The following is a 14,904-nucleotide window of genomic DNA, read 5'->3' on the forward strand; positions in this document are numbered from 1 at the left end:
GTAAAGGGAGGAACCGGCGATGAAGGTTGTATCGAGCAAAGACTTTAAGCTAGAGCGAGAAGTCGAGTATGGAACGCCAGAGCAAAATCAGGCGGTAAAGGAAATTGTGACTGCGATTAAAAAAGAAGGAGACACGGCACTTCTTCGCTACACGGAGCAATTTGATCGGGTCACGCTTACGCCGAATCAGCTGCGGGTAACGCCGGAAGAGCTTCAGGCGGCGTATGGCCGGGTAGAAGAATCTTTCGTATCCGCTATTCAAGCGGCTGCAGCAAATATCCGGGCTTTTCATGCTAGACAGAAACGGAATTCGTGGATGGATCTTCAGCCCGATGGCACGATTCTGGGACAGATTATTCGTCCGCTGAAGCGGGTAGGGGTATATGTTCCTGGTGGTAAGGCAGCTTATCCTTCCTCGGTGCTGATGAACGTGATCCCTGCACAGATCGCAGGCGTGCCGGAGATCGTTATGGTAACCCCGCCATCCACCGGCGGCAAAGAAGGGATTGATCCTTACATCCTGGTTGCTGCTGCAGAAGCAGGGGTGAATGAAATCTACCGTGTGGGCGGAGCGCAGGCGGTAGCTGCTTTGGCTTTTGGGACGGAGAGCATAGCGCCGGTAGATAAGATATGTGGGCCCGGCAATATATACGTTGCGCTAGCAAAACGCGAGGTATATGGTGCCGTGGACATCGACAGTATCGCGGGACCAAGCGAAATTGTCGTGCTCGCAGATGAGACCGCTGAGCCGGCCTATGTCGCAGCGGATCTGCTCTCGCAGGCCGAGCATGACGAGATGGCCTCGGCGATTCTAGTCACGCCATCGCAGAGCTTGGCGGATAGCGTGGCTGCTGAAGTGGAGCGTCAGCTACAGGAGCTGCCGCGACAGGCGATCGCCCGTTCATCCGTAGAAAATTACGGGGCGATCATTGTTGTGGAATCTATGGAGGAGGGAATCTCCGTAGTGAATCGGTTGGCACCAGAGCATCTAGAGATTGTTGTCGAGGATCCAATGGGCCTTGTGGGCAGCATCGAGAATGCTGGGGCGATCTTCCTGGGAGCGTATAGCTCGGAGCCTGTGGGCGACTATTTTGCCGGACCGAATCATATTATCCCGACCAATGGTACGGCACGCTTCTCGTCGCCAGTGGATGTGGATGATTTTATAAAGAAATCAAGTCTGATCTATTACAGTAAAGAAGCCCTCCTGCGGGATGGAAAGACCATTATAGAGCTGGCGCGTCGCGAAGGGTTAGAAGGCCACGCACGAGCCATTGAGATTCGACTCAAGAACGAAGGAAAAGGTGGAGACGGATATGGAGAACAATAATGAACAGGCCTTGCGCCAAGCAGGATTAAGCCGTAAAACAAACGAGACGAATATCAAGCTGTCTCTTAACGTAGATGGAAGTGGAGTTTCCGAGCTGGAGACGGATGTTCCATTTCTGAATCATATGCTGGACCTATTTACGAAGCACGGCCAGTTTGACCTGTCAGTACAGGCGCGGGGAGATATCGAAATTGATGATCACCACACGGTTGAAGACATCGGGATCTGCCTAGGTCAAGCGCTGCACGAAGCACTTGATGATAAAAAGGGAATCAAACGTTATGCGAGTGTTTTTGTACCGATGGATGAGGCGTTGGCGCAGGTTGTGATCGATATCAGCAATCGCCCACACTTTGAATATCGCGCAACGTATCCTTCACAGCAGGTGGGCAGCTTTTCGACGGAGCTTGTTCAGGAATTCTTATGGAAGTTCGCGCTGGAAGCTCGGATTACGCTGCATGTGATCGTACACTACGGTTCTAACACACATCACATGATTGAGGCTGTATTCAAGGCGCTCGGACGGGCACTCGATGAAGCGACACTGATTGATCCACGTGTGAAGGGTGTGCCTTCTACGAAGGGAGTGCTGTAGCATGACTGTTGCAATCGTCGATTATGGCATGGGCAACCTGCACAGTGTGAGCAAGGCGGTAGAACGTCTCGGTTATGAGTGTGTAGTGACGGGGGAAGCCGAGCAAATTCTCGCTGCTGATAGTGTCATTCTGCCTGGTGTCGGTGCATTTGGCGATGCGATGGAGCAGCTGCGGGAAAGTGGTTTGGATCGTGTGGTCAAACAGGTAGCTGCCGGAACCCAGCCGCTGCTAGGAATCTGTCTTGGTATGCAACTACTGTTTAGCAGCAGTGAAGAGCATGGCAGCCATGAGGGACTTGATATTCTCTCAGGCTCGGTGGTGCGTTTCGCTCCTAGAGATGGCTATAAGGTACCGCATATGGGTTGGAACAAGCTGAGCTTTAGGCAGCCGCAAAGTCCGCTTTTTGCAGATCTTGATGAGGGTCATGTGTACTTTGTGCACTCTTATCATGCGCTTGTAGCGAATGAGAGTGATCTGTTGGCTGTCACCGATTATGGTTACCCAGTCACAGCTATTGTGGGGCAAGATAATGTATTCGGCATGCAGTTCCATCCTGAAAAAAGTGGGGAGCTGGGAATCAAGCTGCTGGGCAATTTTTTGAAATTAAAGGGAGAGCGGGCGTAAGCCACGCTATAAATATAATGTAACGAAAGTGGGGAGCGCCAAATGTCTTCTTTTATTGTATATCCGGCGATTGATATCCGGGATGGAAAATGTGTCAGGCTGCAGCAAGGGGATTACAGTCAGGAAACGATATACAATGATAGCCCACTGGAGGTGGCAAAATCATGGGAAGAGCAAGGCGGAAAGTTCATTCATTTGGTGGACTTAGATGGCGCGAAAGCAGGTCATCCTGTGAATGATGCGATTATCGGCGCTATTGCTGCTAATGCTAATGTGCCTGTTCAGGTGGGCGGTGGCCTTCGTAATCTTGCGGACGTGGAAAAATTGCTTGGGCTTGGTGTTAGTCGGGTTATTATCGGAACTGCTGCGATTAACGATCATGCTTTTACCGAAGCGGTATTGGCTAAATACGGTGATAAAGTAGCTATCGGCATTGATGCGCGCAACGGTTATGTTGCGACACATGGCTGGTTGAACACCTCTGAAGTACGTGCTGAGGATCTGGCTAAGGAATTGGCTGCAAAAGGAGCTGAGACGTTCATTTACACCGACATCTCCCGCGACGGGATGATGCAGGGTCCGAACGTAGAGGGCATTGTGTCCATGGCGAAGGTCAGCGGTAAAACGGTGATCGCCTCCGGCGGAGTCACCAGTCTTGATGATCTGTTACGTCTGAACGTACACAGCGGCAGCGGTGTGGGCGGAGCTATTGTTGGCAAGGCGTTGTACACGGGCAATATTGATCTTTCCAAAGCTTTGCAGGCGCTTGGGCAGAAGTAGTGCTGAGTATGTGCGTTAGTTGACGAACCTGACTAATTAACTCGTTCACACTCTGCGAAAAGTCTTATTTAGGGGTGCTGGTTGCATTTTGTGCAATAGAAAGCTGCTTAAAGAAGCTGAATGCTTATCTGATTGCACTTTGTACAATCCAAACAGTACAAAGCTCTTATTTTTGTGGATTTCTCAGGAATCTATTGCACGAAATGCAACAGACGGCACAATTAGATTGTTTGAGGTCGATTCTATTGTACAGAATGCAATAGAACGTTGAACTAGGCTAATAAGCCACTAAGCTATTGAGCGACTAAGGTGGTTTCAGCTAAAGCCTGATGTGGAATCTGCTGCAATAAGTTAATTAAGCGGCAGGTTGGGCATTATTCCTTTGATAGTATAAGTGTACTTCATACAACTATTGTTCCAATTATGAGCGTGTTTGCTAATTTAATTGTATTTCGTGCAGCTATAAATGAGAGTTGAGCTTATATTTAAGTTCATTCCCAGATTTAATTGTACGAAATGCAGTTAAATGCCTAGTTTGCTGGATGGACGGTGAAATAACTGCACAATGTGCAATTAAATGAACCGATTATATCATGAGCGCGAGCCCACATATCGCCTATATGAATGTGGTCTTGCGGTTGTCGCGAGCCCGTCGTCCTGCTAGGAGCAAGAATCGTGGGAACATAGTGATTATAGAGTGAGTGGAGCGGGATTTAGGGGGATCAAAATGTTTTAGGGAAACACATGGAAAGGGGGATTAATAATGTTAGCAAAACGTATCATCCCCTGTCTTGACGTTAAGGACGGACGGGTAGTCAAAGGCGTTAACTTTGTGAATCTGCGTGATGCCGGAGATCCGGTAGAGCTGGCGGCGCTGTATGACCGTGAGGGTGCAGATGAGCTTGTGTTTCTCGATATATCGGCTTCCGTAGAAGGCCGGGCGACCATGATTGAGGTTGTGCGGCAGACCGCAGGTGAAATCGCCATTCCTTTTACAGTGGGTGGAGGGATCTCTACACCTGATGATATGAAGCGGATTCTTCGTGCAGGCGCAGACAAAATCGGCATTAATACGGCTGCTATCACTAACCCACAGTTAATTCTGGAAGGTGCACGCCGTTTTGGCTCTCAATGTATTGTGGTAGCAATAGATGCTAAATATAACGAGGCATTTGGTGAATGGGAAGTGTATACACATGGTGGTCGCAAGCCCACTGGCATCCGTGCTCTGACCTGGGCCAAGGAAGCTGAAAAGCTGGGTGCAGGCGAGATTTTGCTCACAAGTATGGATGCAGATGGGACGAAAGATGGCTTCGACCTGAAGCTGACCTCAGCAGTAAGCGATTTACTTAGTATTCCTGTGATTGCTTCTGGCGGCGCTGGGAAGAAGGAGCATTTTTACGATGTATTTACGGAAGGGAAAGCCGATGCGGGACTGGCGGCGACCATTTTTCACTATAAAGAGATTGCCATTAACGACTTAAAGGCTGACTTGAAGCAAAAAGGGGTAGAGATCCGATGAGCGAAACAGAAAAGAATACATCCATTAGCCAAAAAGAAGCGCTGGCCGGCATTCGCTGGAATGAAGCGGGGTTGGTGCCTACCGTTGTGCAGGATGCTAACACACTAGAAGTTTTGATGGTTGCTTATATGAATTCGGAATCGTTGCAGCTCTCGTTGGAAAGTGGCCAGACCTGGTTCTGGAGCCGCTCACGCAGCGAGCTTTGGCACAAAGGTGGAACCTCAGGCAATACACAAGCGATTACTTCCATATCCTATGATTGCGATAGTGATACACTGCTCGTGAAGGTTGTCCCTGAAGGACCAGCTTGCCATACTGGAGCTACGTCATGCTTTTTCCGTGACATTCCTTTGAATAACCAAGCCGAGGAAGCTCAGAAATCGGTAGCTAATAGCCTTACGGATGGTGAGCGTTTTGCTGTTCTTGGTGAGCTGGAGCGCGTGATTGCTGAGCGGGAAGTAGAGCGTCCGAAAGGCGCGTACACAACTTATTTGTTCGATAAAGGTGTCGATAAGATCCTTAAGAAGGTAGGCGAAGAAGCCTCTGAAACGATTATTGCCGCCAAAAATAAAGATAATGCCGAGCTGCGTCTTGAAGTTAGTGATCTGATCTACCACTTACTAGTACTGCTACAGGAGCGCAAGCTTCCGTTGGATGAAATCATGGAAGAGTTGAGTACCCGCCACGAGCGCCCACGCCGGGACCAGTACTAGGGAGGGAACTGACGGATGCATATCGATTACCACACGCATCATGAGCGCTGCGGTCATGCCGTGGGCAAACTTGAGGAGTATGTGCAGCGTGGGATACAGCTTGGTCTTCAGCAGCTAGGGTTATCCGACCACTTGCCGCTCATCCATGTTGATCCTGCTAGCTATTACCCTGAAATGGCCATGCCAATGGCTGAACTGCCTCGTTATGTGGAGGAATGCCTGACGCTGAAGGAACGCTACCGCGGAGTCATAGACTTGCGGGTAGGGCTGGAAGCAGATTATATTGAAGGCTACGAGGATCAAATTCGTGAGATTTTATCTCCTTACCCATGGGATTATCTGATAGGCTCTGTGCATTTTCTCGGGGAGTGGGATATCACGGATTATCGACAGGTTGATGGCTGGGAAGGCAAGGATGAACTAGAGGTATATCACCTTTATTATGATGCTGTAAAGAAGTCGGCGTTATCAGGATTATATGATATTATAGGACATATGGATGTTATTAAACGGTTCGGCTATGGTCCTCAGACACCAGAAGGTAAAGCAGAGGTGAGAATGCTGGAGCTGGAAACCTTAAAGGTTATAGCGGATAGCGGAATCGCCATGGAGCTGAATGCTTCAGGACTTACCAAGCCATGTGCTGAGATGTTCCCGGCGGAACATCTGCTACAGGAGGCTTTTAAGCTCGGTATACCGCTTACGCTCGGCTCGGATGCACATGACCCTGCCAAGCTTGGTGACGGCTTGCAAGAGGCACGTAGCATGCTTTGGCACACAGGCTTCCGTGAGCTGGCTGTATTTGAGGGACGCCGTCGTACCACTGTTCCGTTCAAACTATAATTTATAATCCGCAGGAGGGTATTATGCATCATCAACAATTACGTATTTTTTCCGGTTCGTCGAATCCAAAGCTGGCGGCAGATATTGCAGAGCGACTTGGTGTTGAATTGGGGCAGATTAAGCTGACCCGTTTCATGAGCGGCGAGATTTACGTGCATTACGAAGAGAGCATCCGGAACTGCGACGTATTTTTGGTGCAATCCTTATCCCATCCCATTAATGAGATGTTCGTGGAACTGCTCGTGATGATAGATGCTGCTAAACGGGCATCAGCACGTACAGTTAACATTATTGTGCCGTATTATGGATACGCTCGACAGGAACGTAAGTCTGCACCTCGTGAACCGATCTCGGCTAAGATGGTAGCTGATGTACTTACGACCGCGGGCGCAACCCGTGTAATTACTATTGATTTGCATGCAGCGGCAATTCAAGGCTTTTTCAACATTCCGGTCGATCATTTGACTGCTCTCGATTTGATCAGCAGCCATTTGAAGGCCAAGGCTATGTCTGATTTGGTCATTGTTTCTCCGGATGCCGGACGTGCATCTATGGCTGAGAAGCTGGCAAATAAGCTGGATTCACCTTTTGCCATTATGATCAAGAAGCGTCCAGCCCATAATGAATCTGTAATCACTCATGTCATTGGTGATGTCGAGGGACGTACACCGATCATTATCGAGGACCTTATTGATACAGGGACTACCATCGTGAATGTGGTTGAGGGTCTGAAAGAGAGAGGTGCGAAGGACAGTATCGTCTGTGCAACGCATGGATTGTTCTCAGGACCTGCGCTGCAGCGGCTTGACCATCCCTCTGTTCAGGAAGTGGTCATTACGGACTCTATTGCGCTGCCAGATGATCATTCAAGTCGGTTTACGGTATTATCGGTGGCACCGATGCTTGCACAAGCTACACGTATTATTCTTGAGGGCGGTTCGATCGATAAGCTTTTCAGAGACGCGGGAATTTAATTCCCCGTCTTTTTTTAAATATAAGAAAGTATAAGTTTCACACCATACTTTATGTCTTATATTTCTCGCATATACGCTTACCGTCCTTATAAGGACGCTGAAGGCGTTTATGCTTGTTTTTACGTGAAAAAGTTGCTGTTTGTGGAGTGGTAGAGTCTTTCTCAACTTGAGAATCTCGCGGTCACATGTGGTATACTGTGTGAAGATAGCCGCACCCATAAAGGGAACGGAATAGCGATTAAGTTTGGAGCTCCGGTATACCCCATTGGGCGCCGTCCTCCTATTTTTTCGTTAGTATAAAAGGAAGCTTCTTATAAGGGGGTGCCTTGCTTCCATGATGGAGAGAACTTCAGAGTATGAGGAGAATGGTAATGTTATTCCTGTCACTCTGAATGCCAATTTTTTCTTTGAAAGAGCCGTTCGGTCCTTGGATCGCTTTCAATATGATAAGGCATTAAAGAATTTTCGCAAAGCTGTAGAGTACGAACCGGAGAACCCGGTAAATCATTGTAACGTAGCAGGCGTATTATCAGAGATGGGTAATTATGAGGCGTCTAACGACATTTTGACCCATGTGCTGGAGAATATTGATCCTGGAATGACGGAATGTTATTTCTATATGGCTAACAACTTCGCCAATATGGAAAGCTATGAGGAGGCAGAACGCTCACTTGTTACTTATCTCGAAGAAGATGTGAACGGTGAATTTCTGGCCGAATCGGAAGAGTTGATGGAACTTCTGCAATATGAGCTCGATCGTCCTGCACCACTTATCCGGATTAGAAGCCGGGAAGGGGTAATAGAGCATGAGCGGGCCCGAGCGCTGTTGGAGGAAGGCAAGTTTACACAAGCCGTAACTTTGCTTGAAGAGATTGTGAGCAATACGCCAGACTTCTTGGCGGCGCATAACAACCTAGCCCTTGCGTATTTCTATATGGGTCGTTTTACCAAAGCCAAAGAATGCATTATGCGGGTGCTTGAACAGGACTCTGGGAATTTGCACGCACTTTGTAACTTGGCGATCTTTTTGCAGTATGAAGGTGACCGCGGGCAACTGGCTGGATTATTACGTCTGCTAGAGACGACTATTCCTTTTCACCAGGAGCATTTATTCAAGATGGCCACTACGATGGGGATTCTGGGACGGCATAGAACCGCCTATGGTCATTTTCGGCGCCTGCTGAAAGATGAGGAAGTCGGCGGTGACGCCAGTTTGTACCATTACTGTGCGGCAGCAGCAAGTAATAGCGGTCTCTATGCAGAGGCTCAGCGTTGCTGGCAAAAAGCTGCTAAGCTGGATCCGGAATCGGCTGTGCCGAGATTTTTTCTGGCCCAACTGCAGCAAGCGCAGGGGGAAGGCAAGGCGTTGTCTCCAATCAGTTACAACTATCAGCTCCCATTTCAAGAGCAGCTGAAGCTGTGGAAAGACAACAAAGGCAGCTTTGCTGAAGAGGTGCGGAATAATCCACTGCTTCGATCTTCCTTCTTCTGGGCACTTCGCTACGGTGATGCCAATACGAAGCTTCAGGTTACGGAAGCTCTGCGCTGGATTGAGGATGAAGAAATGTCCGAGATTCTACAAGGACTTCTGAAGCAACAGCCATTGCAGGAAGAAAAGCTGCAGGAAGCTGCGCTTCTGAGCCTGCAGCGACTGATTGGTAGTGTTCCGGAGGAAAATGTACTTCAGGAAGCCAAAGAAACTTCTAATGCGCGTCTGAAGGGATTGCCAGAATGGAGAGAAGATTGGCAAAAAGTCATCGACCAGACGGTAAGTATGATGGACCGGAGATTTGATGCCGTTCAGAAAAAAGATGCTGAATTACTTTGGAAGCAATTCGTGAGTAGCATATATCCAGATGTTCCTTTTATCCGTCAAACGGAAGGCTGGTGTGCTGCCTTGGAATATCTGATCGCAAAAATGCATAACCTTCCAGTCACCTACCGCGAGGTAGCTCAGCGTTATGACGTATCCGTGTCGATGGTCAGTCGTTATGCTCGGCGTATCGATGATGAATGTAGTTTTCAGGGAAGTGTGAGCGACAGTCTTCCCCCGTTTACTGAAAATATCTAAATTCTTGATGCATAAACCCTATTGTGAGGAGGCCACTGTTATGTACAAAACGATTGTAATCGGAACAGGCCCGGCCGGGCTTACTGCTGCTATTTATTTGGCACGTGCCAACCTTAACCCACTTGTAATTGAAGGGATGCAGCCAGGTGGACAACTGACAACGACAACAGAAGTGGAGAACTTTCCAGGTTTTCCCGAAGGGATTCTCGGCCCGGATTTAATGGACAACATGCGGAAGCAGGCTGAACGTTTTGGTGCTGAATTCAAGAATGGTTGGGTGGATTCAGTGGATTTTTCACAGCGTCCATTTAAAGTTACAGTAGATGGTTTGGGTGTATTAGAGGCAGAGTCGGTAATTATCTCTACCGGTGCTTCTGCCAGATATTTAGGAATACCAGGGGAGCAGGAGAATGTGGGCCGTGGGGTCAGCACTTGCGCTACTTGTGATGGCTTCTTTTTCCGGAACAAGAAGATTATCGTGGTCGGTGGTGGAGACTCTGCGATGGAGGAAGCCAGCTTCTTAACAAGATTTGCTTCTAGCGTAACCGTGGTTCATCGTCGTGATGAGCTCAGAGCTTCAAAAATTATGCAGGACCGCGCACGCGATAACAGTAAGGTTGTGTGGGCACTTAACCGTACACCGCTTGAAGTAACAACCGGCGAGTCTGGAGTTAAGGGACTGACGGTTCGAAACAATGATACAGGGCTTGAAGAACTCATCGAAGCGGACGGCGTGTTTGTCGCTATTGGTCATACGCCGAATACCGGATTCTTGGGCGGTCAGATTACGACCGATACCAATGGTTATATTGTAGTAAATCCAGGTACTACCGAGACGAACATTCCGGGTGTATTCGCTTGCGGCGACGTACAGGATACCCGTTACCGTCAAGCGATCTCCGCAGCAGGGACTGGCTGTATGGCAGCAATGGACGCTGAGAAATATCTTGAGGGCACAATGGTACATGACTGGAGCGAAAACTTGGGTAGTTAATATAACTAAATTTAATCGGAATGAATTCAAGCAGGTGATCCTTATCTTAAAGGGGCGCCTGCTTTTTTTGTAGCAGGAAGCTGGGTGCTGTTAAAATAACTGTAACAATGTCTTTCGAAAAGGGCTTGCGCATTGTAAAAATACGTTTACAATAAGAGATAATGTTAACGTGAACAATTCGAACATATTTAGCAACCAAATTATTATAATTTTTTAAAGAAATAAATAAGTTAAAATATCATAATACGAAAAATGTTCACGTTAAACTAATTGTAACTCCCATTATGATTATAAAGGAGAGCAGCAAACCTCATGAGCAAAAAATTCATGGATGAGAACTTCCTGTTGTCGAGCGAGACCGCCATTAAGCTGTTTCATAATCATGCGAAAGATATGCCTATTATCGACTATCATTGCCACCTCAGTCCTCAAGAGATCTATGAGAACAAGACGTTCAACAATATTACCGAAGCTTGGCTTTATGGCGACCATTACAAATGGAGAGTGATGCGGGCAAATGGTGTAGAGGAGAAGTTCATTACTGGTGATGCTAGTGATTATGAAAAGTTCTTGGCATGGTCTAGAACCGTTCCTAAGATTATCGGGAATCCGCTCTATCATTGGACACATCTTGAGTTGCAGCGTTTCTTTGGAGTATATGATTTGCTAAATGAGGCTAATGCTCCGAAGATTTGGGATGAAGTGAACAGACAGTTGCAAGGTGAAGGATATGGAGCAAGAGATCTAATTGTTAAATCGAAAGTAACTGTTGTATGCACCACCGATGACCCAGTAGATTCTCTGGAATATCATGAAAAAATCAGTAGCTTGAGTGGATTCGATGCCAGCGTAGTTCCGGGGTTTCGTCCAGATAAAGCCCTTGAGATTAATCGTACTACCTTCAAGCCTTGGGTAGCTCAGCTAAGCGAAGTCTCAGGAATGGATGTTGAGAATTATGGTCAGTTTCTAGAAGCATTGGAGAGCAGAGTGAGATTCTTCCATGCCAGAGCGGGCCGTGTATCCGATCATGCTTTGGATGCAGTAATGTTTGAGCCTGCTACCCTGGAGGAAGCTACGGCTATATTCAACAAAGCTCTTCGTGAAGGCGTTGTAAGTGAGAGTGAAGAAAAGAAATACAAAGGGTTCACATTAGTATTCCTTGGCAAATTGTACAACGAGCTGGATTGGGCGATGCAATTCCATATCCATGCGCTACGCAATAATAACAGCGTAATGTTCGGGCGACTCGGCCCTGATACAGGCTATGATTCAATTAATGATGGCCTGATTGCTAAACCGCTGGCAGGTCTGTTAGATGCGCTTGATCGTGAGAATGCGCTGCCTAAGACGATTTTGTACTCGCTGAATCCAAATGATAACCATGTCATTGCTGGTTTAATAGGCTGCTTCCAAGGCGGCGGAATTCCAGGGAAGATTCAATTCGGGACGGCATGGTGGTTCAACGATAACAAGGATGGCATGCTGGAACAGATGAAGACGCTGGCTAATCTAGGTGTGCTTAGTCAGTTTGTCGGAATGTTAACAGACTCCAGAAGCTTTTTATCATATACCAGACATGAGTATTTTAGAAGAATCCTATGTGATCTTGTAGGTTCTTGGGTAGAGAATGGAGAAGCTCCGGAGGATATGGAGCTACTGGGTAGTATGATTGAGAATATCTGTTACAATAACGCTGATCATTATTTCAATTTCTCGAAACAGGCATTGGTGACTAGGTAATCGTTATGATATCCTTACATGGAATAGCCAAACCCGTTTGATAAGGAAGGTTGACCCATGGCACCTACAATCAAGGATATCGCCAAACTGGCGAATGTTTCACATACAACTGTATCAAGAGCACTTAACAACAGTCCCCTAATTAAAGAAGTTACACGTAAAAAAATTGCCGAGATCGCTGCGCAAGTGGGTTATGTCCCCAATTACAATGCCAAAAGCCTTGTGATGCAGCGGTCATACACCATTGGCTTGTTCTTCACGAGTATCGCCAACGGCACCACGTCTGGTTTCTTCTCTGATACGATTCGTGGTGTAAATAGTGTCATAGATGTAGAGTATAATCTGTTCATCCGTGGGATCGACGATTATGCGGAATATTCCTCTATTCATCACAAACGCTTTGATGGAATTATTCTAATGAGCCAGAGTGAAGCAGATAATAAATTCATTTACCATGTTGTCCAGCAAGGCATTCCAATCGTTGTGCTGAATCGGCAGTTAGATGATCGCTCCATTATTAATATCATCTCGAATGATCGGGAAGGCGCTTATCATGCAGGCAAACACCTGATTGAGTCCGGGCATCAAGACATTGCGATCATTGAAGGTGTTGAGGGCTTTAAATCCACGCAGGAACGCAGAGACGGTTTTATAAAAGCTTTGATTGACCATAATATCCCTGTTCGTAACGATTATATGAGAAATGGTAATTACGATATGAAAAGTGGATATGAGGCGATGGGCAAGCTGCTAGATTTGGAAAAACCGCCGACGGCAGTATTCTGTTCCAATGACGATATGGCGATCGGGGCTATGAAAGCTGTGTTTGAGCGCGGGCTGCAGGTGCCGAACGATGTTTCTATTGTTGGTTTTGATGATATTGGATTTTCGCTCTTTGCGAATCCTTCGCTTACCACAGTTAAACGTCCTATTGAGAAGATCAGCGAGCAAGGAGCCCGCAAGCTCCTAAGCTTAATTAAAGAACCTTTGGAGAATGACGGGCTAACCTCCATTGATACGAAGTTTATTGCGAGAGAATCGGTTAGGAAACTGTAGAAGCAAAAAGCTGCGCATAGCAGCATGATCCTTTCACTTGTGAAGGATTTTGAACTAAAATTTTCACGTGTGCATAAATTAATAAAATAGTAATAAAAATATTGTATTATAAAGTATATTTAATTAGTTTCACGTGTGCATTTATAAATAGGAGGCGTTTATATGAACAGATTAAATAGTGATAGTTGGAGAGCTTACAAGCAATATCCTGAGAAGGTTCTGCAATTTGGAGAAGGCAATTTCATGCGCGCTTTTGTAGATTGGCAGATTCATACCATGAATCAAAAAACGGATTTCAATGGTGGCGTGGTGGTTGTACAACCGCTGGGCAACGGACTTGCAGAAATGCTAAATGCTCAGAACGGTTTATATACGCTTTATCTCCAAGGAATCAAAGATGGAGCAGCGGTAAAAGAACATGAGGTCATCAACTGTATTACACGAACGCTTAATCCTTTTGTCCAGCATGAGGAGTATATGAAGCTTGCCGAGAATCCAGAGCTGCGCTTTATCGTGTCCAACACCACTGAGGCGGGAATTGCTTTTGAAGCAGGCGACAAGTTAACCGATGCTCCGCAGAGCAGTTTTCCAGGTAAACTGACGGCCTTATTGTATAAGCGTTTTGAATTTTTTAACGGTGATGCTTCTAAAGGTTTTATCATCATTCCGTGCGAGCTGATTGACCGAAATGGGGATGAGCTTAAGAAGGTTATTTTGAAATATGCTGACCTGTGGAATCTGGGAGAGGGCTTTGTAAACTGGATGAATGAAGCCAACACCTTCTGCTGTAGTTTGGTAGATCGCATCGTTCCTGGATATCCAAGAGACACCATCGCTGAGATTACGGAAGAATTGGGCTATGAGGATAAGCTGGTCGTTGTCGGCGAGCAATTCCATCTTTGGGTGATTGAAGGACCGCAGTGGATTAAAAAGGAGTTCCCGGCTGAACTAGCAGGTCTTAATGTGCTGGTGGTGGATGATATGGCCCCTTATCGCACTCGTAAAGTGAGGATTTTAAACGGAGCTCATACAGCTATGACACCAGTAGCGTATTTGTACGGTATTGATACGGTTGCTGAAGCCATTGAGCACGAAGAGGTTGGGGCGTACGTGAAGTCCTTAATCTATGATGAGATTATTCCAACGCTGGATCTACCGGTAGAGGAATTGAATTCTTTTGCAGACGCGGTATTGGAAAGGTTCCTGAACCCTTATGTGCAGCATTACTTGATGAGCATCTCCCTTAATTCTATCTCGAAATTTAAGACAAGAGATCTGCCTTCTTTATTGCAATATGTAGAGTCCAAAGGACAATTGCCCGAGAAGCTTGTTTTCTCAATGAGTGCATTAATTGCCTTCTATAAAGGACGTAGAGGGGAAGAAGAGATTCATCTGGCGGATGATGCGGATATTTTGGAATGGTTCGCCTCCTTGTGGGGAGGATGGGATGGCACAGACACTGGGTTACGGGCACTGGCTGTCGAGGTATTAGCAGCGACAAATCGCTGGGGCTGTGACCTGAATGAAGTGGCTGGTCTTACTGACAAGGTGACAGAAGGGCTCATTGCGATTGAGAGAACCGGTATGAAGCAAGCGCTGCAAGCGTACGTGAAGAGACCTGCACACAACTAATACACAGGAGGTGGATAACGACATGATTA

The 14,904-nt window shown here is 46.9% G+C and carries 13 protein-coding genes; all 13 read left to right on the forward strand.

What is annotated here, in order from left to right; all coding sequences use genetic code 11:
• Positions 1 to 19: 19 nt before the first annotated feature.
• The 13 genes from hisD (at position 20) to MKY99_RS00845 (ending at position 14,875) form a co-directional block, all read left to right on the forward strand.
• A complete protein-coding gene (gene hisD / locus MKY99_RS00785; protein WP_339268135.1) occupies positions 20 to 1,330 on the forward strand; it encodes a histidinol dehydrogenase in 1,311 nt (436 codons plus the stop codon).
• Positions 1,317 to 1,925 (forward strand): imidazoleglycerol-phosphate dehydratase HisB, encoded by a 609-nt coding sequence (gene hisB / locus MKY99_RS00790; protein ID WP_339268137.1) that lies wholly within the window; start codon positions 1,317 to 1,319, stop codon positions 1,923 to 1,925. The genes hisD and hisB overlap by 14 nt, the downstream gene beginning before the upstream one ends.
• 1 nt (position 1,926) lies before the next feature.
• The gene (gene hisH, locus MKY99_RS00795; RefSeq protein WP_339268140.1) at positions 1,927 to 2,550 is read left to right on the forward strand and encodes an imidazole glycerol phosphate synthase subunit HisH; all 624 of its coding nucleotides are present in this window, start codon (positions 1,927 to 1,929) and stop codon (positions 2,548 to 2,550) included.
• Positions 2,551 to 2,592: 42 nt separating this feature from the next.
• On the forward strand, positions 2,593 to 3,330 hold the full coding sequence (gene hisA / locus MKY99_RS00800) for a 1-(5-phosphoribosyl)-5-[(5-phosphoribosylamino)methylideneamino]imidazole-4-carboxamide isomerase (protein WP_076286827.1): 738 nt from the start codon (positions 2,593 to 2,595) through the stop codon (positions 3,328 to 3,330).
• Between the two features lie 763 nt (positions 3,331 to 4,093).
• Positions 4,094 to 4,852: an imidazole glycerol phosphate synthase subunit HisF gene (gene hisF / locus MKY99_RS00805; protein WP_042123282.1), complete on the forward strand. Its 759-nt coding sequence runs from the start codon at positions 4,094 to 4,096 to the stop codon at positions 4,850 to 4,852.
• A complete protein-coding gene (hisIE, locus tag MKY99_RS00810) occupies positions 4,849 to 5,565 on the forward strand; it encodes a bifunctional phosphoribosyl-AMP cyclohydrolase/phosphoribosyl-ATP diphosphatase HisIE (RefSeq protein ID WP_339268142.1) in 717 nt (238 codons plus the stop codon). Before hisF ends, hisIE begins: the two co-directional genes overlap by 4 nt.
• A 15-nt stretch (positions 5,566 to 5,580) precedes the next feature.
• Positions 5,581 to 6,408, forward strand: a complete 828-nt coding sequence (hisJ, locus tag MKY99_RS00815; RefSeq protein WP_339268144.1) for a histidinol-phosphatase HisJ — start codon at positions 5,581 to 5,583, stop codon at positions 6,406 to 6,408.
• 23 nt (positions 6,409 to 6,431) lie between these two features.
• Positions 6,432 to 7,382, forward strand: coding sequence for a ribose-phosphate pyrophosphokinase (locus MKY99_RS00820; RefSeq protein WP_042123288.1), 951 nt, complete (start codon positions 6,432 to 6,434; stop codon positions 7,380 to 7,382).
• A 334-nt stretch (positions 7,383 to 7,716) separates the two neighbouring features.
• Positions 7,717 to 9,453 (forward strand): tetratricopeptide repeat protein, encoded by a 1,737-nt coding sequence (locus MKY99_RS00825; RefSeq protein WP_076286824.1) that lies wholly within the window; start codon positions 7,717 to 7,719, stop codon positions 9,451 to 9,453.
• Positions 9,454 to 9,493: 40 nt separating this feature from the next.
• The gene (gene trxB, locus MKY99_RS00830) at positions 9,494 to 10,447 is read left to right on the forward strand and encodes a thioredoxin-disulfide reductase (RefSeq protein WP_149647951.1); all 954 of its coding nucleotides are present in this window, start codon (positions 9,494 to 9,496) and stop codon (positions 10,445 to 10,447) included.
• Positions 10,448 to 10,759: 312 nt separating this feature from the next.
• Positions 10,760 to 12,187 (forward strand): glucuronate isomerase, encoded by a 1,428-nt coding sequence (gene uxaC / locus MKY99_RS00835; protein ID WP_339268147.1) that lies wholly within the window; start codon positions 10,760 to 10,762, stop codon positions 12,185 to 12,187.
• Between the two features lie 57 nt (positions 12,188 to 12,244).
• The gene (locus tag MKY99_RS00840; RefSeq protein ID WP_339268149.1) at positions 12,245 to 13,243 is read left to right on the forward strand and encodes a LacI family DNA-binding transcriptional regulator; all 999 of its coding nucleotides are present in this window, start codon (positions 12,245 to 12,247) and stop codon (positions 13,241 to 13,243) included.
• 162 nt (positions 13,244 to 13,405) lie between these two features.
• Positions 13,406 to 14,875: a tagaturonate reductase gene (locus MKY99_RS00845; RefSeq protein WP_339268150.1), complete on the forward strand. Its 1,470-nt coding sequence runs from the start codon at positions 13,406 to 13,408 to the stop codon at positions 14,873 to 14,875.
• Positions 14,876 to 14,904 lie beyond the last annotated feature (29 nt).

The sequence above is a fragment of the Paenibacillus sp. FSL R5-0470 genome, assembly GCF_037975205.1.
In the GTDB taxonomy this organism is placed as follows: Bacteria; Bacillota; Bacilli; order Paenibacillales; family Paenibacillaceae; genus Paenibacillus_AQ.

What these genes read in the sequence shown, in the direction of transcription:
- MKY99_RS00840 (WP_339268149.1), top strand. Translation starts at nt 12,245, where the DNA reads ATGGCACCTACAATCAAGGATATCGCCAAACTGGCGAATGTTTCACAT.
- uxaC (WP_339268147.1), top strand. Translation starts at nt 10,760, where the DNA reads ATGAGCAAAAAATTCATGGATGAGAACTTCCTGTTGTCGAGCGAGACC.
- hisF (WP_042123282.1), top strand. Translation starts at nt 4,094, where the DNA reads ATGTTAGCAAAACGTATCATCCCCTGTCTTGACGTTAAGGACGGACGG.
- MKY99_RS00825 (WP_076286824.1), top strand. Translation starts at nt 7,717, where the DNA reads ATGATGGAGAGAACTTCAGAGTATGAGGAGAATGGTAATGTTATTCCT.
- hisB (WP_339268137.1), top strand. Translation starts at nt 1,317, where the DNA reads ATGGAGAACAATAATGAACAGGCCTTGCGCCAAGCAGGATTAAGCCGT.
- MKY99_RS00845 (WP_339268150.1), top strand. Translation starts at nt 13,406, where the DNA reads ATGAACAGATTAAATAGTGATAGTTGGAGAGCTTACAAGCAATATCCT.
- trxB (WP_149647951.1), top strand. Translation starts at nt 9,494, where the DNA reads ATGTACAAAACGATTGTAATCGGAACAGGCCCGGCCGGGCTTACTGCT.
- hisA (WP_076286827.1), top strand. Translation starts at nt 2,593, where the DNA reads ATGTCTTCTTTTATTGTATATCCGGCGATTGATATCCGGGATGGAAAA.
- hisJ (WP_339268144.1), top strand. Translation starts at nt 5,581, where the DNA reads ATGCATATCGATTACCACACGCATCATGAGCGCTGCGGTCATGCCGTG.
- hisD (WP_339268135.1), top strand. Translation starts at nt 20, where the DNA reads ATGAAGGTTGTATCGAGCAAAGACTTTAAGCTAGAGCGAGAAGTCGAG.
- MKY99_RS00820 (WP_042123288.1), top strand. Translation starts at nt 6,432, where the DNA reads ATGCATCATCAACAATTACGTATTTTTTCCGGTTCGTCGAATCCAAAG.
- hisIE (WP_339268142.1), top strand. Translation starts at nt 4,849, where the DNA reads ATGAGCGAAACAGAAAAGAATACATCCATTAGCCAAAAAGAAGCGCTG.
- hisH (WP_339268140.1), top strand. Translation starts at nt 1,927, where the DNA reads ATGACTGTTGCAATCGTCGATTATGGCATGGGCAACCTGCACAGTGTG.